The organism is Variovorax sp. LARHSF232, from assembly GCF_052871435.1.
Window position 1 is genome coordinate 24,376 of sequence record NZ_JBIXJS010000010.1, and the last position, 23,969, is coordinate 48,344.

General features: G+C 68.6%; 15 protein-coding genes. 7 read left to right on the top strand and 8 right to left on the bottom strand.

The window, feature by feature from the left end; genetic code table 11:
- Positions 1 to 2 precede the first annotated feature (2 nt).
- Together ACIPRI_RS21730 and ACIPRI_RS21735 are read right to left on the bottom strand one after the other, a co-directional pair.
- Positions 3 to 1,538, bottom strand: coding sequence for a circularly permuted type 2 ATP-grasp protein (locus ACIPRI_RS21730; RefSeq protein WP_446623566.1), 1,536 nt, complete (start codon positions 1,536 to 1,538; stop codon positions 3 to 5).
- Positions 1,539 to 1,609: 71 nt separating this feature from the next.
- On the bottom strand, positions 1,610 to 3,994 hold the full coding sequence (locus ACIPRI_RS21735; RefSeq protein WP_446623697.1) for a DNA internalization-related competence protein ComEC/Rec2: 2,385 nt from the start codon (positions 3,992 to 3,994) through the stop codon (positions 1,610 to 1,612).
- Between the two features lie 120 nt (positions 3,995 to 4,114).
- On the opposite strand from ACIPRI_RS21735, the gene ACIPRI_RS21740 reads away from it, so the two are divergent.
- A complete protein-coding gene (locus ACIPRI_RS21740; protein ID WP_446623567.1) occupies positions 4,115 to 7,600 on the top strand; it encodes a transglutaminase family protein in 3,486 nt (1,161 codons plus the stop codon).
- Positions 7,601 to 7,615: 15 nt separating this feature from the next.
- Here ACIPRI_RS21740 and ACIPRI_RS21745 read toward each other — a convergent pair whose 3' ends face one another.
- The 4 genes from ACIPRI_RS21745 to ACIPRI_RS21760 all read right to left on the bottom strand — a co-directional run bounded on the left by ACIPRI_RS21745 (position 7,616) and on the right by ACIPRI_RS21760 (position 12,452).
- Positions 7,616 to 8,527 carry a DUF6999 family protein gene (locus ACIPRI_RS21745; protein WP_446623568.1) on the bottom strand — a complete coding sequence of 304 codons (912 nt, stop codon included), beginning with the start codon at positions 8,525 to 8,527 and terminating at the stop codon, positions 7,616 to 7,618.
- Positions 8,524 to 10,485: an iron-containing redox enzyme family protein gene (locus tag ACIPRI_RS21750; protein WP_446623569.1), complete on the bottom strand. Its 1,962-nt coding sequence runs from the start codon at positions 10,483 to 10,485 to the stop codon at positions 8,524 to 8,526. Before ACIPRI_RS21750 ends, ACIPRI_RS21745 begins: the two co-directional genes overlap by 4 nt.
- Before the next feature lie 271 nt (positions 10,486 to 10,756).
- A complete protein-coding gene (locus ACIPRI_RS21755; RefSeq protein ID WP_446623570.1) occupies positions 10,757 to 11,698 on the bottom strand; it encodes a fatty acid desaturase in 942 nt (313 codons plus the stop codon).
- On the bottom strand, positions 11,679 to 12,452 hold the full coding sequence (locus ACIPRI_RS21760; protein ID WP_446623571.1) for a sterol desaturase family protein: 774 nt from the start codon (positions 12,450 to 12,452) through the stop codon (positions 11,679 to 11,681). The genes ACIPRI_RS21755 and ACIPRI_RS21760 overlap by 20 nt, the downstream gene beginning before the upstream one ends.
- Before the next feature lie 65 nt (positions 12,453 to 12,517).
- On the opposite strand from ACIPRI_RS21760, the gene ACIPRI_RS21765 reads away from it, so the two are divergent.
- From ACIPRI_RS21765 to ACIPRI_RS21785, 5 genes are all read left to right on the top strand, one after another.
- The gene (locus ACIPRI_RS21765) at positions 12,518 to 15,148 is read left to right on the top strand and encodes a circularly permuted type 2 ATP-grasp protein (protein WP_446623572.1); all 2,631 of its coding nucleotides are present in this window, start codon (positions 12,518 to 12,520) and stop codon (positions 15,146 to 15,148) included.
- A 1-nt stretch (position 15,149) separates the two neighbouring features.
- Positions 15,150 to 16,106, top strand: coding sequence for a transglutaminase family protein (locus ACIPRI_RS21770; RefSeq protein WP_446623573.1), 957 nt, complete (start codon positions 15,150 to 15,152; stop codon positions 16,104 to 16,106).
- Entirely contained in the window at positions 16,103 to 16,558 is a 456-nt protein-coding gene (locus ACIPRI_RS21775; protein ID WP_446623574.1) for a RidA family protein, read from the top strand. The genes ACIPRI_RS21770 and ACIPRI_RS21775 overlap by 4 nt, the downstream gene beginning before the upstream one ends.
- A 151-nt stretch (positions 16,559 to 16,709) precedes the next feature.
- Positions 16,710 to 18,839 carry a TonB-dependent siderophore receptor gene (locus ACIPRI_RS21780; RefSeq protein WP_446623575.1) on the top strand — a complete coding sequence of 710 codons (2,130 nt, stop codon included), beginning with the start codon at positions 16,710 to 16,712 and terminating at the stop codon, positions 18,837 to 18,839.
- Between the two features lie 103 nt (positions 18,840 to 18,942).
- Positions 18,943 to 19,356 carry a VOC family protein gene (locus tag ACIPRI_RS21785; protein ID WP_446623576.1) on the top strand — a complete coding sequence of 138 codons (414 nt, stop codon included), beginning with the start codon at positions 18,943 to 18,945 and terminating at the stop codon, positions 19,354 to 19,356.
- A 12-nt stretch (positions 19,357 to 19,368) separates the two neighbouring features.
- On the opposite strand, the gene ACIPRI_RS21790 is transcribed toward ACIPRI_RS21785, so the two are convergent.
- Positions 19,369 to 19,998: a DUF6064 family protein gene (locus tag ACIPRI_RS21790; protein ID WP_446623577.1), complete on the bottom strand. Its 630-nt coding sequence runs from the start codon at positions 19,996 to 19,998 to the stop codon at positions 19,369 to 19,371.
- Between the two features lie 14 nt (positions 19,999 to 20,012).
- Positions 20,013 to 20,960 carry an aldo/keto reductase gene (locus tag ACIPRI_RS21795; protein WP_446623578.1) on the bottom strand — a complete coding sequence of 316 codons (948 nt, stop codon included), beginning with the start codon at positions 20,958 to 20,960 and terminating at the stop codon, positions 20,013 to 20,015.
- Positions 20,961 to 21,188: 228 nt separating this feature from the next.
- Between ACIPRI_RS21795 and ACIPRI_RS21800 the strand changes: the two genes are divergently transcribed.
- Positions 21,189 to 23,873: a response regulator gene (locus ACIPRI_RS21800; RefSeq protein ID WP_446623579.1), complete on the top strand. Its 2,685-nt coding sequence runs from the start codon at positions 21,189 to 21,191 to the stop codon at positions 23,871 to 23,873.
- Positions 23,874 to 23,969 lie beyond the last annotated feature (96 nt).

A 23,969-nucleotide genomic window follows, 5' to 3' on the forward strand; every position in this document is an offset into this window, starting at 1 on the left:
CTTCAGTGGCCGGACGGCGTCTGGCTCTGGCTCTGCGAGCCCGCACCTTGCTGCAACTGGCTTTGCGACTGCGACCTGGCGCCGCCATTGCGCTCGCCCTCCAGGATCCAGGTGTCCTTGGTGCCGCCGCCCTGGGATGAGTTGACCACCAGCGAGCCCTCCTTCAGCGCCACCCGTGTCAGGCCGCCGGGCACCATCTGCACTTCCTTGCCTGAGAGCACGAAGGGCCGCAGGTCGATGTGGCGCGGCGCGATGCCGGCGTCGACGAAGGTGGGCGAGCTCGACAGGCTCAGGGTGGGCTGGGCGATGTAGCCATCCGGCTTGGCCAGGAGGGCGGCGCGGAACTCCTCGATCTCGGCATGCGTGGCGGCCGGGCCGATCAGCATGCCGTAGCCGCCGGCGCCGTGCACTTCCTTGACCACCAGGTCCTTCAGGTGGGCCAGGGTGTAGTCCAGGTCCTGCTTGTTGCGGCACATGTAGGTGGGCACGTTCTTCAGGATCGGCTTCTCGCCCAGGTAGAACTCGATCATCTTGGGCACGTAGGGGTAGATCGACTTGTCGTCCGCCACCCCGGTGCCCACCGCATTGCAGATCACCACGTTGCCGGCCCGGTAGGCGCGCATCAGGCCGGCGCAGCCCAGGGTGGAGTCGGGGCGGAACACCTCGGGGTCGAGGAAGTCGTCATCCACCCGGCGGTAGATCACGTCGATGCGCATCGGCCCCTGGGTGGTGCGCATGTAGACGAAGTCGTCCTTGACGAACAGGTCCTGGCCCTCGACCAGCTCCACGCCCATCTGCTGCGCCAGGAAGGCGTGCTCGAAGTAGGCGCTGTTGTACATGCCGGGGGTAAGCACCACCACCGTGGGCTCGGCGGTGGCCGGCGGCGCGCTGGCGCGCAGGGTCTCGAGCAGCAGATCGGGGTAGTGGGCCACCGGCGCCACCCGGTTCTGGCTGAACAGCTCGGGAAAGAGCCGCATCATCATCTTGCGGTTTTCCAGCATGTAGCTCACGCCGCTGGGCACGCGCAGGTTGTCTTCCAGCACGTAGTACTCGCCGTTGCCCTGCGCGTCGGGCGCGCGCACGATGTCGATGCCCGAGATGTTGGAGTACACGTCGTTCGGCACGTTCACGCCCATCATCTCGGGCCGGAACTGTGCGTTGTTCTTGATTTGCTCGGCCGGGATGATGCCGGCCTTGATGATTTCCTGGTCGTGGTAGACGTCGTGGATGAAGCGGTTGAGCGCATTCACGCGCTGCACCAGCCCCTTTTCCATACTGGACCACTCGTGCGCCGGGATGATGCGCGGCAAGAGGTCGAAGGGGATCAGCCGCTCGGTGCCCGAGCCGTCCTCGTCCTTGGCGCCGTACACCGCAAAGGTGATGCCGACGCGCCGGAAGATCAGCTCCGCCTCTTCGCGCCGGCGGCGCATCAGTTCGCCCGGCTGCCTGGCCAGCCATTGGTCGTAGCGTTGGTAGTGCTTGCGAACTGCCGCGCCTGCGTAGGGCAGCTGCTCGTACATCTCGTCAAATTTGTGCATAGATACGACCCATCTCTACGAATGACTTAGCAATTTCGAGGCCAGCGCTTCGCGCGCTTCCTCTCCCTGAGTCAGGGGAGCCGGTGCTGCCAGTAGCGCTGCGACAGGTCGCGTTCGCAATGCCAATGCACCGGGTCCCCGCTATGCCATCGTAAGGCACCGCAATGGGCCGTGTCTGCCACCGGAACCCCAAGCGCCCCATAGCGCGCCAGTACCTCGGGGGCCGGATGCCCGAATCGATTGCGATAACCGGCCTGCACGATGGCCAGCCGCGGCGCCACCGCCTGCACGAAGGCCGCACTCGACGACGTCTTGCTGCCGTGGTGGGGAACCAGCAGCACGTCAGCCTGCAGTGCCGCGGCACCTGGCGCCGCCAGCAGGGCGCTTTCCTGATCGCGCTCGACATCGCCGGCCAGCAGCGCCCGGCCGTGGCCGCCGCTCACGCGCAGCACGCACGACAGGGCATTGCTCTTGACGCCCGGCCGGTCCTCGTCGCCGGCGCGCGGATGCAGGATCTCGAAGTGCACGCCATCCCACGACCACCGCTGGCCGGCCTGGCAGCGCCGCGACGGCCGCAACCGCTGCAGTGGATGGCCGGCCTCGATGGAGCTGAGCAGCTGCGCCGCCGGCTGCATGGCCAGCACCGCGGCCGCGCCGCCGGTGTGATCGCTGTCCCGGTGGCTCAGCACCACGGTGTCCAGCCGCTCGTCCAGCGCGCGCAAGAGCGGCACCAGCACGCGCTGGCCGGCATCGCTGTCGATGCCGTAGCGTGGGCCGGTGTCGTACAGCAGGCTGTGGCGCGCGGTGCGCAGCAGCACCGCACTGCCCTGGCCGACGTCGGCGGCCAGCAGTTCGAACTCACCCGGGGCCGGGCGCGGCGGCTGCCACAGGAGGGCCGGCAGCAACAACGGCAGGCCCAGCAGGCGCAGGTCCCAGGGCAGGCGCATGGCCAGCAGCAAGCCGCCCAGCACGCCGGCCATGCCGGCCCACAGCGGCGGCGCCGGCCAGCTCAGGGTGGCCCAGGGCCAACTCGCGAGCAGCCGCAGCAAGGCCATCAGGGCCTGCACCGCCCAGGCCGCCACATCCCAAAGAGGCGGCAGGAGCGTGCCCAGCAAGGCCAGCGGCGTCAGCAGCAAGGTCACCCAGGGAATGGCAAGCAGATTGGCCAAGAGGCCCACCAGCGACACCTGCTGGAACAAGAGCAGGGTGAGCGGCGTCAGGGCCAGGGTCACCACCGCCTGCTCGCGCAGCATGCGCACCCCGGCCGCGCGCCAGCCGCCCGGGCGCGCCGAAGTCCCCGCGTCGGCGGCAAAGAGCACCCCGACGGCGACGAAGCTGAGCCAGAAGCCGGCCTGCGTCAGCGCCCAGGGATCGAGCGCCACCACCGCCGCGCAGGCGCCGAGCCACACCATGGGCCAGGGCCAGCGCAGGCCGCCGATGCGCAGCAGCGCCACCGTGGCCAGCATGCAAACGGTGCGCTGCGAGGGCACGCCCCAGCCGCTGAAGAGGGCATAGGCGCTGGCCAGCAGCACGCCGCCAGCCAGCGCCGCGTGCGGTGCCGGCCAGCGGAGCATCAGGCGCCCGCTGCGTCGCCACAGCGCGCCGACCACCCAGGCCGCCAGCCAGGCGAAGAGCGTCACATGCAGGCCCGAGATGCTCATCAGGTGCGCCACGCCGGTGGCACGAAACACATCCCAGTCGGCACGCTCGATGGCCGCCTGGTCGCCGGTGACCAGCGCGGCGATGACGCCGGCGGCACGCGCGTCGGCGACGCGCGCGTAGATGGCGTCCCGTGTGGCCTCGCGCGCCCGCTCCACCGGATGCGCCCAGCCGCGCACAAGAAGGCGCGGCGCCGCTTCGCCCTGGCCGGCGCGCACGTAGCCGGTGGCCTGCACGCCCTGCTCCCAGGCCCACAGCTCGTAGTCGAAGCCATGCGGATTGCGCCCGCCATGCGGCGCCTTCAGACGCACCGTGAGCCGCCAGCGCTCGCCGGCACGCGGGCGCCCGCCGTCATCGGCGGCGCTGCTGTCGGCGTACCAGCCCAGCGCGATGCGCGGCGGCAGACGCACGCCGGCAGGAACCTGCTCGATGTCGAAGCGAAAGCGCATCCCGCCTTCGAAGCGCTGCGGCATCTGCGCCACCATGCCGACCAGTTGCAGGTCGCGCCCTTCGAGCGCCGGATCGAGGGCATCGGCCACAAAGACACAGGCACGAATGCCCACCAGTGCGCCGCCGCCGCAGGCACCTGCGAGCAGCGCAGCCGCCAGCACCCCGCCCGTCCAGCGGGTGCGCAGGCGCACGATGGCGGCCGTGCCTGCCAGCCCCAGGGCAAGCAGCAACGCATACGCAGGCCAGGGCCACAGCTGCGCCTGCTGCAGTTGCAGCGCGCTGCCCAGCACGACACCACCCAGCGCCGCAAAGGGCCAGGCGGCACGCGCGGCCTCCCTGTGCTCGATCACTTCGCTCCCTGCCAGCGCCTGATTGGCGCATTACTTGCATTCTTTGTCCGCTAGTATGCGTCGGACCCATTGGCAATGCCGCTGCCGGCGCACGCTCCCCGTCCAGTCAGGAGAAACATGTCCATCCACGCCGCGCTCCATCACGTGACGCACTACCAATACGACCGGCCGGTGCAGCTGGGTCCGCAGGTCGTGCGCCTGCGCCCGGCGCCGCATTGCCGCAGCAACGTGATCTCCTATTCGCTGCGCATCGAGCCGGCCGAGCACTTCATCAACTGGCAGCAGGACCCCTTTGCCAACTACCAGGCCCGGCTGGTCTTTCCGGAAAAGACGCGCGGGTTCAAGGTCACGGTCGACCTGGTGGTCGAGATGGCGGTCTACAACCCCTTCGACTTCTTCCTGGAGCCGCAGGCGGAGAACTTCCCCTTCGACTACACCGCCGCGCAAGCGCAGGAACTTGCCCCTTACCTGGCGGTGGAGCCCGCCACGCCGCTAGTGGCGGCCTACCTGGAAAAGATCGACCGCACCGAGCAGCGCACCATCGACTTCCTGGTCCAGCTGAACCAGCAGGTGCAGGAGGACGTGCGCTACCTGATCCGCATGGAGCCCGGCGTGCAGACGCCCGAGCACACGCTGGAATCCGGCAGCGGCTCCTGCCGCGATTCGGGCTGGCTGCTGGTGCAGCTGCTACGGCACATGGGTCTGGCGGCGCGCTTCGTCTCGGGCTACTTGATCCAGCTCACGCCGGACGTGAAGTCGCTCGACGGGCCGAGCGGCACCGAGCGCGACTTCACCGACCTGCACGCCTGGTGCGAGGTCTACCTCCCGGGCGCCGGCTGGATCGGGCTGGACGCCACCTCGGGCCTGCTGGCCGGTGAAGGCCACATCCCGCTGGCCTGCACGCCCACGCCTTCCAGCGCGGCACCGATCGAAGGCGCGGTGGACCAGGCCGAGGTCGAGTTCGGCCACGAGATGACGATCTCGCGCATCTACGAGGCGCCGCGCGTCACCAAGCCCTACACCGAGGAGCAATGGGCGCAGGTGCTGGCGCTGGGCGACGCGGTCGATGCGAAATTGCAGGCCAATGACGTGCGCCTGACCATGGGCGGCGAGCCCACCTACGTGGCCACCGCCGACCGCGACGCGGCCGAATGGAACACCGACGCGCTCGGCCCGACGAAGCGCGGCTACGCCACCGAGCTGGTGCAGCGCCTGCGCGCCGAATACGGCGAAGGCGGTTTCCTTCACTTCGGCCAGGGCAAGTGGTACCCGGGCGAGCAGCTGCCGCGCTGGGCGCTGTCGATCTTCTGGCGCGCCGATGGCCAGACGCTGTGGCATGACCCGAAGCGCTTCGCCGACGAGCGCCATCCGACCCACTACACCAGCGAAGACGCACGGCGCTTCACCGAGCTGCTCACCCGCAAGCTGGGCCTGGCCACCGACTTCATCCAGCCCGCCTACGAGGACGTGTACTACTACCTCTGGCGCGAACGGCGCCTGCCGGTGAACGTGGACCCCTTCGATTCCAAGCTGGACGACGAGTTGGAGCGCATGCGCCTGGCCCGCGTCTTCACGCAGAAGCTCGATTCGGTGGTGGGCTACATGCTGCCCATCGAGCCGGCCAATGCCGACAAGGACGCGCCCGCCCTGGCCGGGCCGGGCTGGAAGACCGGCCCCTGGTTCCTGCGCGACGACCGGATGTTCCTGATCCCCGGCGACTCGCCCATGGGCTACCGCCTGCCGCTCGATTCGCAGCCCTGGGCGCGCAAGGCCGACTACCCCTACCTGGTCGAGCGCGATCCCGCCGCGCCATTGGGCACCCTGCCCGCGGCCACCGACCTGCGCGCGCGCTATGCGTCGCCGGTCACGGCCGACGGCGCGCGCGACCTGGGCGCCGTGCCCTATGCCTTCGGCACGCCGGCCAGCAGCCCCGCCGCACTGAAGCTGCAAAAAAGCCCCGTCGCCGCCGCCAACGACAACGCCCCCTTCGCGCAGCGCGCCCCGGGCCGCGGCGAATCGGCCCACTGGATCACCCGCACCGCCCTGTGCGTGGAAGTGCGCGACCCGCGCCGCGCCAACGGACCCGCCGCGGAAAAGCTGGGCAGCGCCTCGGGCGTGCTTTACGTCTTCATGCCGCCGCTGCAGCGGCTGGAGGACTACCTCGACCTGGTGAGCGCGGTGGAAGCGACGGCACGCGAGCTTGACCTGCAGATCGTGATGGAGGGCTACCCGCCGCCGCGCGACGTGCGCCTGAAGATGCTGCAGGTCACGCCCGACCCTGGCGTGATCGAGGTCAACATCCATCCGGCCCACAACTGGCGCGAGCTGGTCGAGCACACCGAGTTTCTCTACAACGCCGCTTTCGAGACGCGCCTGTCGGCCGAGAAATTCATGACCGACGGCCGCCACACCGGTACCGGCGGCGGCAACCACTTCGTGCTGGGCGGCGCCACGCCGGCCGACAGCCCCTTCCTGCGCCGGCCCGAGCTCTTGGCCAGCCTGCTTCTGTACTGGCACAACCACCCGTCGCTGAGCTACCTGTTCTCGGGCATGTTCATCGGCCCGACCAGCCAGGCGCCGCGGGTGGACGAGGCGCGCAACGACCAGTTGTACGAGTTGGAAATCGCACTCAAGCAGATCCAGAGGAACCGCGAGATCCACGGCCAGGACATGCCGCCCTGGCTGGTAGACCGCACCTTGCGCAACATCCTGGTCGACGTCACCGGCAACACGCACCGCAGCGAGTTCTGCATCGACAAGCTGTATTCGCCCGACGCCAGCACCGGCAGGCTGGGCCTGTTGGAGTTGCGCGCCTTCGAGATGCCGCCGCATGCGCGCATGAGCATCGTGCAGCAGTTGCTGCTGCGCGCCCTGATCGCCCGCTTCTGGGACGCGCCCTACTCCGCGCCTGCCACCCGCTGGGGGACCGAGCTGCACGACCGCTTCCTCCTGCCCAGCTTCGTGAAGATGGACTTCGACGACGTCATCGCCGAGATGAACGCCGCCGGCTTCGCCTTCGACGCCAACTGGTTCGCGCCGCACCTGGAGTTCCGCTTTCCGCTGGTGGGGCAGATCCAGGCCATGGGCGTGGAGCTCACCCTGCGCAACGCGCTGGAGCCCTGGCACGTGATGGGCGAGGAAGGCGCACCCGGCGGCACCGTGCGCTATGTGGATTCGTCGCTGGAGCGCATCGAGGTGCGCGTCACCGGCCTCAACGAAAGCCGGCACGTGATCACCGTCAACGGCCGCGTGCTGCCGCTGCAGCCCACCGGCATCGCGGGCGAGTTCGTGGCCGGGGTGCGCTACAAGGCCTGGAACCCGCCCTCGTCGCTGCACCCGGCCATCGACGCCCACGCACCGCTCACCTTCGACCTGATCGACACCTGGATGAAGCGCTCGCTGGGCGGTTGCCAGTATTTCGTGGCGCATCCGGGCGGGCGCAACTACGACACCTTCCCGGTCAACGCCTACGAGGCCGAGAGCCGGCGCCACGCGCGCTTCTCGCGCATGGGCCATACGCCGGGGCCGGTGAGCACGCCGCCGGCGACCATCGAGATCGCGGGAAGCCGGGAATTTCCGTTCACGCTGGACCTGCGGCGCTGAGGCAGCAGCAGCCAGCTATGCAAGCGGCTGCTCGTACAGGGATGTCTCCGGCTCCCCGGCGTTCTGCGCCGCCTGCATCCGCCGGAGCAGGCTGTGCAGCATCTCGGTGGACAGCCCGTGGATCACCAGCCGGTGCCCTGCCCGCAGGGTCGACAAGGGCACAAGCGGGTGCTTGTTGTTGACCAGGATCAGATGTTCGGGCGCCGCCAGGATCGTCGCCGTATAGATGCCGATGGTTTCGTCCAGCTGCAGCGAATTGGCCGCGCGCCAGAAATCGTTGTCGGTGAGCATCAGCTGGTAGAGCGGCGTGAACAGCTCGATGGCGCTTTGCAGATCGAGAAAATTCAACCGGCTCCGTGGCATGTCTTCCAGGCGCAGCCCCGGCTCCCTGATCATCGAAAAATCGACCTTCTCCGCCTTGCACAGGGCCACGCCCCTGTCGCGCAGCGCCTTGTTCAGCCGGATCACGAAGTTGAAGAGGTTCAGATCGTGCTTCAGGAACATCTCTTCCTTCAGCGCGTCGATGTCGGCCGGCGCCAGCGGGAGGGTGGACACCGGAACCGGCGAATTCCGCCCGATGAAGGCCAGCACCTGCGAGCCCAGGTGAAAGTGCCGCAGGATCAGCCAGTTGGCCTCGGGCGAGACGAAGCGCTTCAGCCCCCAGGCCAGCAGGCGGTGCAGCAGCATCGAATGGGACCAATTGCGCGGCACGAACAATTTCACGACCTGGATCAGGATGATCGCCAGCCGCGCCATCGGCCGCAGGAACGGCAGCAGGTACTGCCGCGAGCCCGAGCTCGAATCGGCCAGCCACGCGGCCTTGACGTTGTCGGGCAGCGGCGTGCTCTGGTCGAGGTAGAGCGCCAGCCAGGGACTGGGGTCGCGCTCGTCGTGCGCCTGCGTCAGGAAATCAGGGGTTCGACTCATTGGAAACCTCCGCCTTCGGCTGCGGTATTCGCCTTGGGGCGGCCCGGCGGCTCATGGGGCATTCGCTCCGTGATGTGCTGGAACTGCATCAGGTACAGGGCAGCCGTGTGGCGCGCGGTGTCGATGATCTGGCGGGCGGCGCGCGCCTGCCCTTCCACGGCCATCACCATCTCGACCGCCGCGAGCCAGCGGCTCAGGTGGTGCTCGTCGTTGTGGCCGTGGTATTCGAGAAAGCGGAAGGCATCGGGCGGCAGCGTCAGGCTGGCCTTCAGCAGCGGCAACAGCGCCGGCACGATGCGCTGGCCCGTGCCCTCGATGATGTAGATCGCCCCCAGCAGGCCGATCGGGTCCCGCGTCGCGGCCAGGCCGTGCAGATAGGCATTGAGCGCTTCGCCGCCGGGGTTGCGGCGCAGGTCTTCGATCTTTTCGACCGCACCGCCGGCCTTGCGGTAGTCGGAAAAGAGAATGTTGAAGTCATTCTGCTCCTCGCCTGCGTGCAAGCCGATCAGCGAGGCCAGCATCTGGTAGGGCCCGCTCAGCGAGGCAGCGCCTTCGCGCATCCACAGGCTGCCTTCACGCACCTGCGGCACCCACTGCTCCATCCAGTTCAGGTAGTCGGGCACGGCGAAGCGGCGCTCGCGGATCTGGCGGATGAGCGGCGTGCGCCAGACGCGGGAGCGGTAGTCGTGCCAGATGGCGGCCAGCTCCGTCAGCAAGGCGCCGAGGCCTTCGGGCGCTGCGCCCGGGTCGTGCGGCGGGGCGATCGCCAGGTCGTCGTCGGGCGCCGCCGCCGTGCGGGGCGCCATCACCGCCACGGGAGCCGCATCGGCCGCCTCGACTTCGAGCAGCATGTACGCCGCCATGAAGCGCCCCGACTCGGGCACATAGCAGAAGATCTGCTCGCCGGGCTTCAGCGCCTTGGTATGCAGAAACTCGGCCAGCATCACGAGGATCGACGCCGCCCCCGTATTGCCGCGCCATGCGAGGTTGCTCCACCAGCGCTCGCGCGGTATCGACAGATCCGCCTTGGCCATCAGGTCCTCGACCACCGGGATGAACTTCTCCGACGAGTAGTGGCACAGGAAGTGATCGACCCGCTTCGGATCGACCCAGCCGCCCTGCACCAGCCCCGCGTACTCGTGGATGCCGATGTCGAACAGGTGCGGCAGCAGGCGGATGTCCTGCCGCAGCGACAAGGCGCCCGCCGCCTCGGCCTCGGCCCAGGAGCCGAAATCGAGATGACCGCGCGCGCGGTCTTCGGTCAGGCCCAGCTGCATGCAGACCGGGTAGTCACCCGAAAAGGCACGCTGGTGCACCCACTTCAGCTTCAGGCGCAGCCCCGGCGCGCCGGCCAGCGTGGGCATGCCGTCGGACAGCAGCAAGGCGCCCGCGCCATCCGACAGCATCCAGCGCAGGAAATGGGAGTCGAAGTCGGTTTCATAGCCGCGCGCCGCAAAGCGCGAGCGCTTGAAGAGGCGCGACGGCATCTCGCTCGCCACCGCGATCGCGCAGCGGTGCGCGCCCAGCTCGATGCCTTGCGCGGCGGCCTGTATCGCCGAAACGCCCGCCGCGCAGATGCCGTGCACCGAATGCGTTTCCATCGGCTGCGCCGCCAGTTCACCCTGGATCATGTTGGCGAAACCCGGCATCAGCGTGTCGCCGCCCGAGGAGCCGCTCGCCAGCAGCGACACGCGCGACAGCTGCGCCCCGCCCCGCCGCAGGCAGTCGCGGATCGCGCCGGCAGCCAGCTGCGCGTTGGTGTGTTGCGTTACGCCATCCGCGTCGATGGCGTAGTGCCGCGTGAGGATCCCGTTCTCCGTCAGGATGCGCCGCTTGATGCGCTCCGACATGCGATTGAGCGGCGCGATGTACGCGTCCATGCGGTCGTTGGGAATGGGCTCGCCCGGCATGAAATAGCCAGCGCTTTCGAGGTACACGCGTTGGAATGAAACGGGCATGGGTTAGGGCCTATTCACACTACATACGGAGATCGCGTTGGCCCGCATTGGGGCTGGATGCAAGGCGCCCGTGCGCAGCAATGCTGAAGCATTGCAAGCGCGGGCAACGCCGCAGACGGCCCCAATGCGGGCCAACCCGGAGGGAAGGCGTGCCAAAGCGGCCAACTCCGCGTTGCACTCCTTGTGTGTGCCGACGCACACACTGCGTCGTGCGCCTTGATTTGTCCGCTTTGGCATGCCTTCGCGACTCCGTATGTAGTGTGAATAGGCCCTAGATAGGTGAATCGGGAGGCATCAGCGAGCGGCTGCGAAAGCGCGGCCACACGGTCCCCAGCACGAACACGCGCACCATGTACGGCACCAGCCCACCCTCGTTGAGCACGGGGTCCACCTGCGCGCGGTAGCGTGTGCGATGCAGGTGGGTGAGCTCGGACCAATGGGCATGCGGGTTCTCGTGGTGTGCAGTATGCAGGCCAATGTTGAACAGCACGGGGTTCACCAGCCCCTCGAAATTGCGGGCGTAGTTCAGCCGGCTACCGTCGGCATCGCCCGGCGCCTCCTTCCGCGCGAGCTTCCGGCCGTCGGCATGCGCATGCTGCAGGTAGTTGGTTGCCAGCAGCCAGTGCAGGCCGTGCAACTGCGGCACGATCACCAAGACCAGGGCCTTGCGCCAGTCGAGTGCCAGCAGTGCCGCCCAGCTGCCCAGCCACAGCGCGTACTGCGCCATGCAATAGCGCCATGCGCCGCGCCGGTGCTGCCGCAGCCGCGCGAGCCATGCGAAGAACACCGGCATCAGCACCCATACGGCCTGGAACGGATGCAGCAGATAGCCCCACAGGTGGTTGCTGTCGCCGCCGAAGCGATAGGTGCGCGCCACATCCTTCGGCCCGTGCCGGTGGCGATGGTGGTTGGCCACGTGCGCGGGCCAGAACACGAAGGTCGGATGGCCCTGCAGCAGCGTGATCCAGAAGTCCGTCACCCGATTCAAGCGCCGACTGCGCCACATGCGCAGGTGCACGTGGTTGTGATGGATCACGCCAACGCCGAGCGTCAGGAACAGCATCGGCCCGTACAGCAGCGCGTTGAAACCGTGGCGCCATTGCCAGGCCGCCAGTGCGGGCAAGGCCGCGAGGTAGGCCAGGCTCTGCCAGTCGCGCCAGTGGCGCAACCCCGGCAGGCGACGGCTTGGGTCGTCAGGCCGTCGCTGCGCCATGCTTGTTTCGGAAAGCCTGAAGCACCGGCTCGGCCGCGTCGGCCGCGATGCGCGTCCTGAAGAGCCGGTCCATGAACGTGAACTGGAAGCCGTAGTTGCCGTTGTGCACGGCATGGTGCAGATGGTGCCGGCGGCTCGCCGCGAACCAGTGGCTGTACGACACGCCCGTGAAGAAGTCGTAGTTCGAATGCCCGATGCAGTTGAAGAACAGGCTGAACACCGGCACCGCCGCCAGCGACCAGAAGCTGAAGTCGTGCACCACCATCGGCAGCAGGATCACGTTGCCGAGCATCAGCGCCTCGACCGGATGGAAGCTGTAGGTCGCCCATGGCGTGGTCACGAACGAGCGGTGGTGCGGCCCGTGAAAGCGCCGCAGCCAGCGCGTGTGCAGGAGCCGATGGTTGATCCAGAAATGCACGTCGTTCCAGAGCGCGAGCGCGAGGATCTCGACGACGATCTGCAGCCACCCCGCATCGCCGTCGAGTCGCGCCCAGCCCAGTTGCAGCAGCCCCCACGGAAACACCATGCCCAGCCCGAAGATCAGCACCGACACCCCCGACTGCCCCAGCTCGCGCTGCAGCTGCCCCGGCTGCAGCGGCCGCGGATCGAGTTCGCGCCCGACGCCCAGCGCCGGCAGCAAGCGCTTCGTCACCAGCCACGTCAGGCCGCCGAAGCCGAGGTAGATGCCACCGAAAAAAAGCACGCCCCACAGCATGGCCTGCGGGGCGGACAACGAGATGAAGGTCTGCGCCATCCCCCGAGGCTACAGCAGCATCCCTGGAACGGGTGCAATGGCGTCAATGTGACAATCGACCCGCTGTGGACCCTCTCAACCCCTCCCTTTTCGACACCGCTTCGCCCCAGGGCCTGGCCGCCCTTGCGGCCAGCCTGGCGCCACCGGCGGCTCCGGGCCATTTCGACGAACTGCGCGGCCAGGCCACGCCCCTGCCGGCCGCAGCACGCAGCGCCGTGCCGAGCGCCAGCAACGACGAAGCCTCCACCACCATCACCCCCGCCTGGTCCCACTTCTTCGAGGAACTGGGCCCCGGCGGCTTCGCCGACCTGCCGCGGCGCGCCGTCAGCCTGGCGCGCCAGATCCGCGACAACGGCGTCACCTACAACGTCTATGCCGACCGCGACGGGCCGCAGCGCCCTTGGTCGCTCGACCTCTTTCCGCTGATCGTCTCGCCCGAAAGCTGGGCCCGCATCGAGACTGGCGTGTTGCAGCGCGTGCGCGTGCTCGATCGCGTGCTGGCCGACGTCTACGGCGATCAGCAGCTGCTGGCCGAAGGCCTGCTGCCGCCGGCCCTGGTGCAGGGCCACCCGGGCTACCTGCGCGCCATGCACGGCGTCACGCCGCCGGGCGACACCTGGCTGCACATCGCCGCCTTCGACCTGGTGCGCGGCCCCGACGGCAACTGGTGGGTGCTGTCGCAGCGCACGCAGGCGCCCTCGGGCCTGGGCTACCTGCTGGAAAATCGCATCGCGATCTCACGGCAGTTTCCGCAGGCCTTCGAGGCGCTGCGCGTGCAGCGCCTGGCCGCCACCTACAGCGCCCTCATGGACGCGCTGCAGAAGATGTGCCCGGCCGGCGCGCCGCCGCACATCGCGCTGCTCACGCCCGGCCCCTACAACGAGACCTACTTCGAGCATGCCTACCTGGCGCGCTACCTGGGCATCACTTTGGTCGAAGGCAGCGACCTCACGGTGCGCGACCAGCGCCTGTACCTGAAGACCCTGCAGGGCCTGCGCCCGGTGCACGGCCTCATCAAGCGGCTGGACGACCAGTTTCTCGATCCGCTGGAGCTGCGTCCCGACTCCACCCTGGGCGTGCCTGGCCTGCTGCAGGCGATCCGCGCCGGCAACGTGCTGGTGGCCAATGCGCCGGGCTCGGCCTTCCTGGAATCGCCCGCACTGCTGGGCTTCCTGCCCGCGCTGGCGCGCCGGCTGATCGGCGAGCCGCTGCAGTTGCCATCGCTGCCCACCTGGTGGTGCGGCGAGCGCGCGGCCATGTATACGGCCTTGCCGCAGCTGGCCGGCTGCGCGATCAAGGCCACCTATCCGGACGCCGAGCGCAATTTCAACGCGGTGCTGGGCAGCCAGCTGGGCCGGCGCGCGCTGGACGAATGGGCCGGCCGCATCGCGCTGCAGGGCGAGGCGCACACGGTGCAAAGCTACATGCCGCTGTCGCAGATGCCGACCTGGTCGCGCGAAGGCCAGATCGCGCCGCGCGCCGTGATGCTGCGCGTGTTCGCGGTGAGCGACGGCGCGCAAAGCTGGCGCCTGCTGCCGGGCGGCCTGGCGCGCGTAGCGGGCAACGACGCGCAGATCGCCTCGATGCAGCGCGGCGGCAGCAGCGCCGACACCTGGGTGCAGACGCGCGCCGCCATCGATCGCACCAGCCTCCTGCCCACCCACAGCACGCCGGCCTCGCTGGCGCGGCACCGCGCACCGGTCACCAGCCGCGCGGCCGAGAACATGTTCTGGCTGGGCCGCTACACCGAACGCGCCGAGAACGCGGTGCGCCTGGCGCGCCTGACATTGAGCCTGCTGGCCAGCGAAGACCAGTCTTCCCTGGCCCTGCTGGCGTGGCTGCACACGCTGGCGCAGCACAACGCGCTGGTGTCGCGCGACGTGCCCAGCGCGCCACGTTCGCGCCGCGTGTTCGAACGCTCGCTGATCGCCGAGCTGGGCAACGCCGACGGCGGCAGCGTGGGCTTTTCGCTGCGCTGCATCCGCAATGCGGCGAGCGCGGTGCGCGAGCGCCTGTCGCAGGACGTGTGGAACCAGATCGTGCGCGGCGAAGCCGAGTTCGCACGCCAGGCGGCCGAGCAGGCCGGCGAACTGGCCGAGGGCAGCCATGCCACCAGCGCGGTGCTGCGCATCCTGGAGGCGGCCAGCCAGGGCCTGGCGGCACTGACCGGCGCACAAACCGACCGCATGACGCGCGACGACGCCTGGCGCCTTCTGTCGATCGGCCGCCACATCGAGCGCCTGGCCTTCCTGTCGCATGCGCTGGGCGCCGGCTTCGACAACAACGGCGCGGTGCACGAGCTGCCGGGCTTCGAGGCGATGGTGGCGCTGTTCGACAGCACCATCACCTTTCATGCGCGCTACCAGCAGCGGCGCGACATCGGCACCCTGGTCGACCTGCTGGTGCTCGATGGCGACAACCCGCGCTCGCTGGCCTGGGTCACGCAGACCCTGCGCGGGCGCATCGCCCGCCTGGCCGGCAGCGCACCGGGCAAGCTCACGGCTCTGTCGCACGAGCTGCCCGACCCGGCCAGCTGGACGCTGGAGCATCTGTGTGCGCCGGGCGAAGGCACGCTGTACCCGGCGCTGGTGGCGCTGTTCGATCAATGCGAGACCGCGGCCTACCATGTGTCGGACGCGATCGGCACACGCTACTTCACCTTGACGTCCGAGTCGCTGCGCTCGGTCGGGGCTTGAGATGCTGCTGCAGATCACGCATGAAACCCACTACGCCTACGCGCCGGCCGTCGAGACGGCGCAGCACCTGGCGCACCTGAAGCCCTTGCAGACGGCCTCGCAGGAGCTGCTGGAGCATCGCCTGGAGATCGCGCCCGAGCCGGTGCAGCGCAGCGAATCGGTCGACGTTTACGGCAACGCCCGCGCCTTCTTCGCGCTCGAGTCCACGCACGAAGAACTCAGCGTGGTGGCCCGCAGCCTGGTGCGTACCTCGGCGCCGGTGCTTGCGCCGGCCGCCGCGCGCGAGCTGCCCTGGGAGCAGGTGCGCGAGCGCCTTTGCTACCGCAAGGGCGCGGCCTACGACCCGGCGGTGGAGTTCGTCTTTCCCTCGCGCTATGTGCCGCGCCACGAGGACTTTGCCGCCTATGCGCAGGGCAGCTTCACGCCCGGCCGCCCGCTGATCGAGGCGGCGCAAGACCTTAACCAGCGCATGTTCCGCGACTTCATCTACGACGGCGACAGCACCGAGATCAGCACGCCGGCCGTGCAGGCGCTGGCGCACCGGCGCGGCGTCTGCCAGGACTTCGCCCACATCATGATCGGCTGCCTGCGCACCCTGGGCCTGCCGGCGCGCTACGTCAGCGGCTACCTGCTGACGCAGCCGGCGCCGGGCGAGACGCGGCTGGTGGGCGCCGACGCCTCGCACGCCTGGGTCTCGGTCTACCTGCCGGGCGCCGAGGGCCCGGGTGGCTGGGCCGACTTCGACCCCACCAACGGACGGCAGCCCGGCGAGGACTATGTGGCGCTGGCCGTGGGCCGCGACTTCGCCGACGTCTCGCCGATGCGGGGCGTGCTGCACGGCGGCGCGCGGCACACGCTGAAGGTGGGGGTGACGGTGGAGCCCGTCGAAGAAAAAGATGCCCTGGGCGAAAATGCCGCTCTTCCCTTCCCGCAGAACCTGGAGCACCCGACACCATGAGCGTTTACGACAAGCTTTCCCAACTCGGCATCACCCTGCCCCCGGTGGCCGTTCCGGCCGCCGCCTACGTGCCTTTCATGCGCACCGGCAACCTGGTCTTCTTGTCTGGCCACATCGCCAAGAAGGACGGCAAGCCCTGGGTCGGCCAGCTGGGTGCCGGCATCGCCACCGAAGAGGGCCAGCAGGCCGCGCGCGCAGTCGCCATCGATCTGCTGGGCACCTTGCACGCGGCGGTGGGCGACCTGAACAAGGTCACGCGCATCGTCAAGCTGATGAGCCTGGTCAATTCCACCACCAGCTACACCGAGCAGCACCTGGTGACCAACGGCGCCAGCAACCTGATGGCCGAGGTGTTCGGCGACAAGGGCGCCCATGCGCGCAGCGCCTTCGGCGTGGCCCAGCTGCCCTTCGGCGCGGTGGTTGAAATCGAGCTGATCGCCGAAGTCGCCTGAGCCGTGCGTCCGGCCGCGGGGGCCCGAAACGGGGCGACCGCTGCGTTGCCCATTTCTGAGACAGCAGCACACTAGAATCCCGGCCAGCCACTGCTGCAGCCGAGCGCTCGCAGCATCAGCCAACTCCTTTCGTTCACGATCAAGGTTGGCTGTGCGCTCGTCTTTTGCCCTTACGTTTCCGTCCTCCCCTTTCCGAACCGCCGGCTTCGCGCTGGCCCCGCTTTCCGTTGCCCTGTCGCTGGCGCTTGCGCCTGACGCACGGGCCCAGGAAACCTCCAGCGGCTCGCTGGGCACCATCGAAGTCAGCGCCGAGCGCCTGGGCAGCTTCGGCGCCAGCACGGTCCAGGTCGGCACCTTCAGGGACCAGAATCCGCTGGACGTGCCCCTGACCAACAACGTGATCACCCGCGAAGTGCTCGATGCGCAAGGCCAGCGCAGCATCTACGGCGCGCTTCGCAACACCGCCGGCGTGACCCGCTCGCAGCTCAGCGGCTCGACCTACGACAACATCGCGATCCGCGGCATCCTGGTGGAGAACCGCGGCAACTACCGGCTCAACGGTTCGCTGCCGATCATCAACCTGGTGGACATCCCGCTGGAAAACAAGGAGCGGGTCGAAGTGCTCAAGGGCGCCTCCTCGCTCTACTACGGCTTCGTGCCGCCCTCGGGCATCGTCAACCTGGTCACCAAGCGGGCCGGCGCGCAGCCGGTGACCAGCGTCGCCACCTCGGCCAACCAGCATGGGGCGGTGGACGTCGGCGCCGACATCGCGCGACGCTTCGGGCCGGACGACGCGGGCGGCATCCGCATCAATGCCGTGGCCGGCAAGGAGGACATCGGCATCGACAACTATGCCGGCAACCGCCAACTGCTTTCGGCGGCGCTGGACTACAAGGTCTCACCGCGCGTCAATCTGCGGCTGGACGCGGAGTACTACAAGAAGAATGTGTCGGAGCAGGCGGCCATCGCCGTGCCCGCGGCAGTGAGAGGCGTCATCACGCTCCCCGGGGTCCCCGACAACAAGCAAAACCTGGCCGGCGAGTGGCAGCGCTACGACGCGGACGCCACCAACCTGCTGGCCCGCGCAGACGTCGCCATCAGCGACAACTGGCTGGCCCTGTTCGAGGTCGGCAAGGCTAGCAACGACCGTGACCGCCGCTTCTCGCAGTTTGAAAACTACAACCTGGCGACCGGCGCGGGCCGGCTGCGCATCAGCCAGCAGGACGGGCAGGCCTTCGAGAACACCAACGTGCGCACCGAACTGAGCGGGCGCGCCATGACCGGATCCGTCGCGCACGAACTGACCTTCGGCTACACGCGCAACGAACGCGAGCAGAACGCACGCAACGGCACCGCCCTTCTCTTCGCGCAGAACCTCTACAACCCGGTACAGATTCCCTTCACGCCGAACACCGGGGCCACCGTCGACAACCGCTCGCAGATCGTCGACAAGGGCCTCTACGCCTTCGATCGCGTGCTGCTGTCCGAGCAATGGCAGCTGATGGGCGGCGTTCGCCGCAGCGACTACCAGAGCACGTCGGCCGCGACCAACTACACGGCCGACGAGACCAGCCCCAGCGTGTCGCTGCTCTTCAAGCCCACGCCCAACACCTCCGTGTACACCAGCTACATCGAGGGCGTCGAGGAAACCGGCCAGGCGCCGGCCAACCGGGCCAATGCCGGCGAAATTCTTCCGCCGTCGGTCAACAAGCAGATCGAACTGGGTGTGAAAGCGGAGGTGGCGCAGGGCCTGCTCCTGCAGGCGGCCTACTTCGACGTGAAGCGCCCATCCACCACCGTGGATTCGCAGAACCGTTTCGTGCTGGCCGGCGAGTCGCGCTACAAAGGCTTCGAGTTCGCAGGCAGCGGCGAAATCAACAAGCAGTGGTCGGTGGTCGGCTCGATGCTGGTGATGGACCCGCGCATCACCAGCACCACGGTGGCCGCTGAGCTGGACAAGGTGCCGGAGAACGCTGCGAAGTTCACGGCGAGCGTGTTCGCCGAATATCGCCTGGCGTCGGTGCCGGGGCTGGCGCTGAACGCCGGCTACTACTACATCGGCAAGCGCGCGGTGAACAACGCCAACCAGGCCTGGATTCCCGGCGTCGGGCTGTTCTCGCTCGGCACGCGCTACCGCACCCGCATGTTCGGCACCACGGCCACGATCCAGGCCAACCTCGACAACGTCGCCGACAAGGATTACTGGAGCACTGCCGGCAATGGCCTGCTCGGCGTGGGCGCGCCGCGCACGCTGCGTGTCGCGGCCAAGTTCGACCTGTGAGCGCGGCGCAACCCGAATGGCGGCATGGTTTCGCATTCGGATCAACATCAATGGGGAGATGCAAGACGGTTGCCGGTTCCATTCAGAGCAAGGAGACCACACGATGAATTCGACAAGGAAGCAAAAGCAGCCCCTGGTGATCGGGCTGTGGGGTGTCAGGTACCAGGTCAAGGATGTCCAGCGCTCGACTGACTTCTACACGCAATCACTTGGCTTCGATCTCGACCGGCAACACCTGCTTGCCTTCGGGCAGGTTTCAATCGGCGATCTGAAGCTCGTCCTGAGTGGCCCCGGGGCGTCCGGCTCTCGGCCGATGCCCGATGGCCGGCAGCAAGCGCCCGGCGGGTGGAATCGGGTGATTCTCCAGGTTGAGGACCTGCCCGCCTGCATCAGTGAACTCAAGGAGCGGAAAGTCCCGATTCGCAACGAGATGGAGAGTGGCCCGGGCGGCAAGCAGATTCAGATCGAAGACCCTGACGGCAATCCGATCGAGCTGTTCGAGCCTGAGGCGCAATAGCCTCGTGCCAGTTCACCCGCCTGGCGCAGCGACCAACGTCCACCGCGTCAAGGCACCCACCAGGCACCACAACAGCGGTATCGGCCACAGCAGGAGCGCAAGTGCACGCGCTGCGCGCGGAGGTCGTAACACCAGCAGCAGACCCAGCGTTCCGAAAGCCGTGGGGTCGGGCGCCAGACCGAAGACTTCCACTTCGCGCCACGGCCGGCCCGTGAGCACAAGCACGGCCCAAGGCTGGATGACGAGCGCAAAGAACAGCAGCGCCAGCCCCAACTTTTCGCGCCAGTCGTGCTGCCGCTGCCATCGCAAGCCGGCGCCCAGCAGCAACAGCAGAACGCCCTCGATCGCGAAGGCGGCGCCGAACCAGATCGCCGCCCAATTGATCGCCGCATAGCGCTGCAGGTGGAAGGCCCAGCCCACCCAGAGCCAGCTTGCAGCCAGCAAGGCGCAGGCCGCACGCGCCACCGCAACCGTGGCGCCCGCACGCATCGCGAGCGCGGCGGCAAGTGCCAGCCCGAGCGCCGCCGCCAGCAGCTGCGCTGGCCAGATTTGCGCGTTGTAGAGCTCGAAGAGCCGCTGATAGGTACGCGCGGAAAACAGCAGGAAATCCGAGGGCTGATAGCTCCACCACTCGGCCATCATGTCGCTTCACCCGCTCACAGCGCTTGCACATGCTCGGCCATGCGCCTGCGCATGGCCGCATCGGGCAGGCGCCCGAGCGCGGCGCCCATGTTCTGCCGCACGTGTGCCACGTTGCCGGTCGCCGGGATGGCGCAGGTGACGGCCGGATGCGAAATGATGAACTTGAGCGCGAACTGTGCCCAGCCGTCGCAACCGACCTCCTCGACAGCCCAGGGCGGCAGGGGATGCCGTTCCAGGTCGCGCAGCAGCTCGCCCTGGCGAAAGGGCCGGTTGGCAATGACTGCAATGCGCCGCTCCAACGCCAGCGGCAGGATGCGCGACTCGACCTCGCGGTCGAGCGGGTTGTAGCTGACCTGGACGAAGTCGATCGGCTGGCTGGCCATGATCGATTCGATCTCGCGGTGCCGGCGTCCCTCCGAGGTGGTGATGCCCACGTAGCGCAGTTGTCCGGCCGACTTCATCGCCAGCAGCTGCGGCAGGTGCGCCTCCCAGCCGAGCAGGTTGTGAACCTGCAGCAGGTCGAAGCGCGGCACCCGCCACAAGCGGCGCGACTCCTCGATCTGCGCCGGCCCGCGGCTGCCCGAGCCGATCCACACCTTGTCGGCGGCAAACACGTCTGCGGCGCGGCCGATGCGCGCCAGCCCTTCGCCGATGACCGACTGCGACGAGCCGTACATCGGCGACGAATCGATCATGCGGCCGCCGGCTGCGAAGAAGGCGCGCATCACGTCGAAGCAGCGCTCGCGCGCGACGCGGTCGTTGCCGACGTTGAAGGTGATCCAGCTGCCCAGGCCGATCGCGGGCACGGATTCGCCGCTGGCGGGGATGGCGCGCATGATCACCGCGCCGCCGGCCCGCGCCTGGGCCAAGGAAGCCTGCGCCAGTGGCGCGATGCCCGCCGCGGCAAGCAGTTGCCAACAGAAGCTGCGGCGATTCGGAGCGTATCGGTGCCCGGCTGCCATGCGCGTTCCTCGAAAGCAGACGCCCCATGTTGTCAAGATCGCGCCGCGCTCGCAAGCCCGCCGGCGCCGCCGCGTCACGGCCCGTGCAGGGTTCCCTCTTCGCCACTAGACTTCACGCCGTGTGTGCGCGCGCACCGCCCCACGTGTACGCGCATTTCCCCATTTCGCCCGTCGATCGCACAAGGCAAGGCAATGCCCAAGATGGCTGAGTCCCGGTCTCGTCCCCTGATGTTGTCGTCCGTGCGCGCGCCGGTACGGACCGGCCGCAGCCGGCGCGAGCCGTCATTCGAGCGACTGGTGGACAGCGGCCTGCGGCTGAACGCGGCGCACAGCGCGCAGGAACTGGGCACCGTGCTGATCGAAGAGGCTGCCCGGCTCATCGATGCGCAGCGCGTACTGCTGGTGCTGCGCGACGACGCCACCGATGACGCAGGCCTGCACGCCGCCGGCGCGATGCTGCCGCCGGGCGAATCCGCCCCTGCCCTGCTCGACGCCATCACGCCCTGGCTCACCGAATCCCGCAGCAGCCGCAAGCCAAGCCTGCGGCACGGTCCCGAGGGCGCCGCGCCGGCCGACCAGCGCTCGTGCCTGATCGCGCCATTGGTTGCCCAAGAGGCCTCGTTCGGCTACCTGTACGCCGACGTCGAAGGCGCGGTGAATCGATTCGGTCGCGAGCACCTGGCCCTGCTGGCCGCGCTGGCACGCCAGGCCGCCGGCGCCCTGTCCGGCATCGGCATCCGCGAAGCCCAGCAGCGCCAGTTGCAGGCCGCCCTGCGCGAGGTCGAGCTGCGCACCGCCGAGCTGACCGAATCGCTCGAATCCCAGACCGCCGTCAGCGACGTGCTGCGCGCCATCAGCGCTTTGCCCAGCGATGCGTCGCCGGTGTTCGAGGCCATCCTCGACTGCACCCTGTGGCTGTTCGAAGGCCCGGCTTCGGCCATCTTCCGCTTCGACGGCCAGCGCATGCACCTGGCCGCCACCCGCAACTGGCCCGCCCAGGCGCTGGAGGCAGCCCGCGCACTTTGGCCGGCAGCGCCCGACCCGCGTCGGCTGAGCGGCCGGGCCGTCCTGGAGCGGCGCGCCCTGTGCAGCGACAACGCCCAGTCGGACCCGGACTACGACGACACCGTGGCCAAGGCCGGCAACTGGCGCCGAATGATCTGCGCGCCCATGCTCAACAAGGACGGCGTGGCGCTTGGCGCCATCGTCACCGCCTGGCCACGAGCCGGCAGCACGCCGCGCCGGCAGGTCGATCTGCTGCGGCTCTTTGCCGACCAGGCGGTGATCGCGATCCAGAACGCCGCCCTGCTCAAGGAAACCCAGGAGGCGCGCGCCGTGGCCGAATCGGCCAACGAGGCCAAGAGCGCCTTCCTGGCCACCATGAGCCACGAGATCCGAACGCCGATGAATGCAGTGATCGGCATGAGCGGCCTGTTGCTGGACACGCCGCTGGACGCCGAGCAGCAGGACTACGTGGCGACCATTCGCGATTCCGGCGATGCGCTCCTGACCATCATCAACGACATCCTCGACTACTCGAAGATCGAGGCCGGGCGCATGGACATCGAGTCGCACCCCTTCGACCTGCGCGAGTGCGTGGAATCGGCGCTCGACCTGATCGCCACGCGGGCGGCCGAGAAGCGCCTGGACATCGCCTACGTGTTCGAGGGCGAGGTGCCGCCCGGCGTGAGCGGCGACCTGGCCCGCCTGCGGCAGATCCTGTTGAACCTCATGAGCAATGCGGTGAAGTTCACCGAGGCGGGCGAGGTGGTGCTGACCGTGCGGGCCCAAGCCCTGGCCGACGGCAAGGTCGGCCTGACGTTTGCGGTGCGCGACACCGGCATCGGCCTCTCGCCGCAGGCCATCAGCCGCCTGTTCCAGTCTTTCTCGCAGGCCGACGTGAGCACCACCCGCAAGTACGGCGGCACCGGCCTGGGCCTGGCCATCAGCAAGCGGCTGGCCGAGATGATGGGCGGCACCATGTGGGTCGAGAGCGCCGGCCCGGGCACCGGCTCCACCTTCTTCTGCACGATCGAGGTGTCGGCGGCACAGGCGCCGCCGAGCAAGCGCAACGCCGTCCCCGGCGTGATGCATGACGTGCTGCGCGGCAAGCGCGTGCTGATGGTCGACGACAACGCGACCAATCGCCGCATCCTCGTGCTGCAGACCGACAAGTGGGGCATGGTGCCCTGCGACACCGAATCGCCGCTGGAGGCGCTGCGCTGGCTGGCGCAAGGCGAACGCTTCGACCTGGCCATCCTGGACATGCACATGCCCGAGATGGACGGCGTCGACCTGGCGCGGCGCATCCGCGCCAACCACCCCACGCTGCCGCTGGTGCTGTTCAGCTCGCTCGGCCGCCGCGAAGTGGGCGATGCGCAATTGCTGTTCAACGCCTTCCTGTCCAAGCCCCTGCACCCCTCGCTGCTGTTCGACACGCTGATGAACCTGTTCGCGCAAGAGCCTGCCGCCAGGCCCGCGGCAGGCGTCGCCGCCGTCAAGCCGCGCCTGGACCCGGCGATGGCGGAACGCCACCCCCTGCGCATCCTGCTCGCCGAGGACAACGCGGTGAACCAGAAGCTGGCGATGCGCCTCTTGCAGCAGATGGGCTACCGGGCCGACCTGGCCGCCAACGGCCTCGAAGCGGTGCAAGCGGTGCAGCGCCAGACCTATGACGTGGTGCTGATGGACGTCCAGATGCCCGAGCTCGACGGGCTGGATGCCACCCGGCAGATCTGCTCGCTGCTGGGTGACGAGCACCGGCCGCGCATCGTGGCCATGACGGCCCACGCCATGCAGGGCGACCAGGAGATGTGCCTGGCGGCCGGCATGGACGACTACCTGGTCAAGCCCATCCGCGTCGAGCGGCTGGTCGAGGCCCTTGGCAACATACCGGCGCGCAAGGCGCACTGAGCGCTGCCGACGCTTGTCTCCCCAAAAAGGGGGGCGCAAGATGTAGCCTGAGTAGTACTTTTGGGCGTATGCTTGTAGGCTGATTTCGCTGACCGA

What these genes read in the sequence shown, in the direction of transcription:
- ACIPRI_RS21730 (WP_446623566.1), bottom strand. Translation starts at nt 1,538, where the DNA reads ATGCACAAATTTGACGAGATGTACGAGCAGCTGCCCTACGCAGGCGCG.
- ACIPRI_RS21740 (WP_446623567.1), top strand. Translation starts at nt 4,115, where the DNA reads ATGTCCATCCACGCCGCGCTCCATCACGTGACGCACTACCAATACGAC.
- ACIPRI_RS21745 (WP_446623568.1), bottom strand. Translation starts at nt 8,527, where the DNA reads ATGAGTCGAACCCCTGATTTCCTGACGCAGGCGCACGACGAGCGCGAC.
- ACIPRI_RS21750 (WP_446623569.1), bottom strand. Translation starts at nt 10,485, where the DNA reads ATGCCCGTTTCATTCCAACGCGTGTACCTCGAAAGCGCTGGCTATTTC.
- ACIPRI_RS21755 (WP_446623570.1), bottom strand. Translation starts at nt 11,698, where the DNA reads ATGGCGCAGCGACGGCCTGACGACCCAAGCCGTCGCCTGCCGGGGTTG.
- ACIPRI_RS21760 (WP_446623571.1), bottom strand. Translation starts at nt 12,452, where the DNA reads ATGGCGCAGACCTTCATCTCGTTGTCCGCCCCGCAGGCCATGCTGTGG.
- ACIPRI_RS21770 (WP_446623573.1), top strand. Translation starts at nt 15,150, where the DNA reads ATGCTGCTGCAGATCACGCATGAAACCCACTACGCCTACGCGCCGGCC.
- ACIPRI_RS21775 (WP_446623574.1), top strand. Translation starts at nt 16,103, where the DNA reads ATGAGCGTTTACGACAAGCTTTCCCAACTCGGCATCACCCTGCCCCCG.
- ACIPRI_RS21785 (WP_446623576.1), top strand. Translation starts at nt 18,943, where the DNA reads ATGAATTCGACAAGGAAGCAAAAGCAGCCCCTGGTGATCGGGCTGTGG.
- ACIPRI_RS21790 (WP_446623577.1), bottom strand. Translation starts at nt 19,998, where the DNA reads ATGATGGCCGAGTGGTGGAGCTATCAGCCCTCGGATTTCCTGCTGTTT.
- ACIPRI_RS21795 (WP_446623578.1), bottom strand. Translation starts at nt 20,960, where the DNA reads ATGGCAGCCGGGCACCGATACGCTCCGAATCGCCGCAGCTTCTGTTGG.
- ACIPRI_RS21800 (WP_446623579.1), top strand. Translation starts at nt 21,189, where the DNA reads ATGTTGTCGTCCGTGCGCGCGCCGGTACGGACCGGCCGCAGCCGGCGC.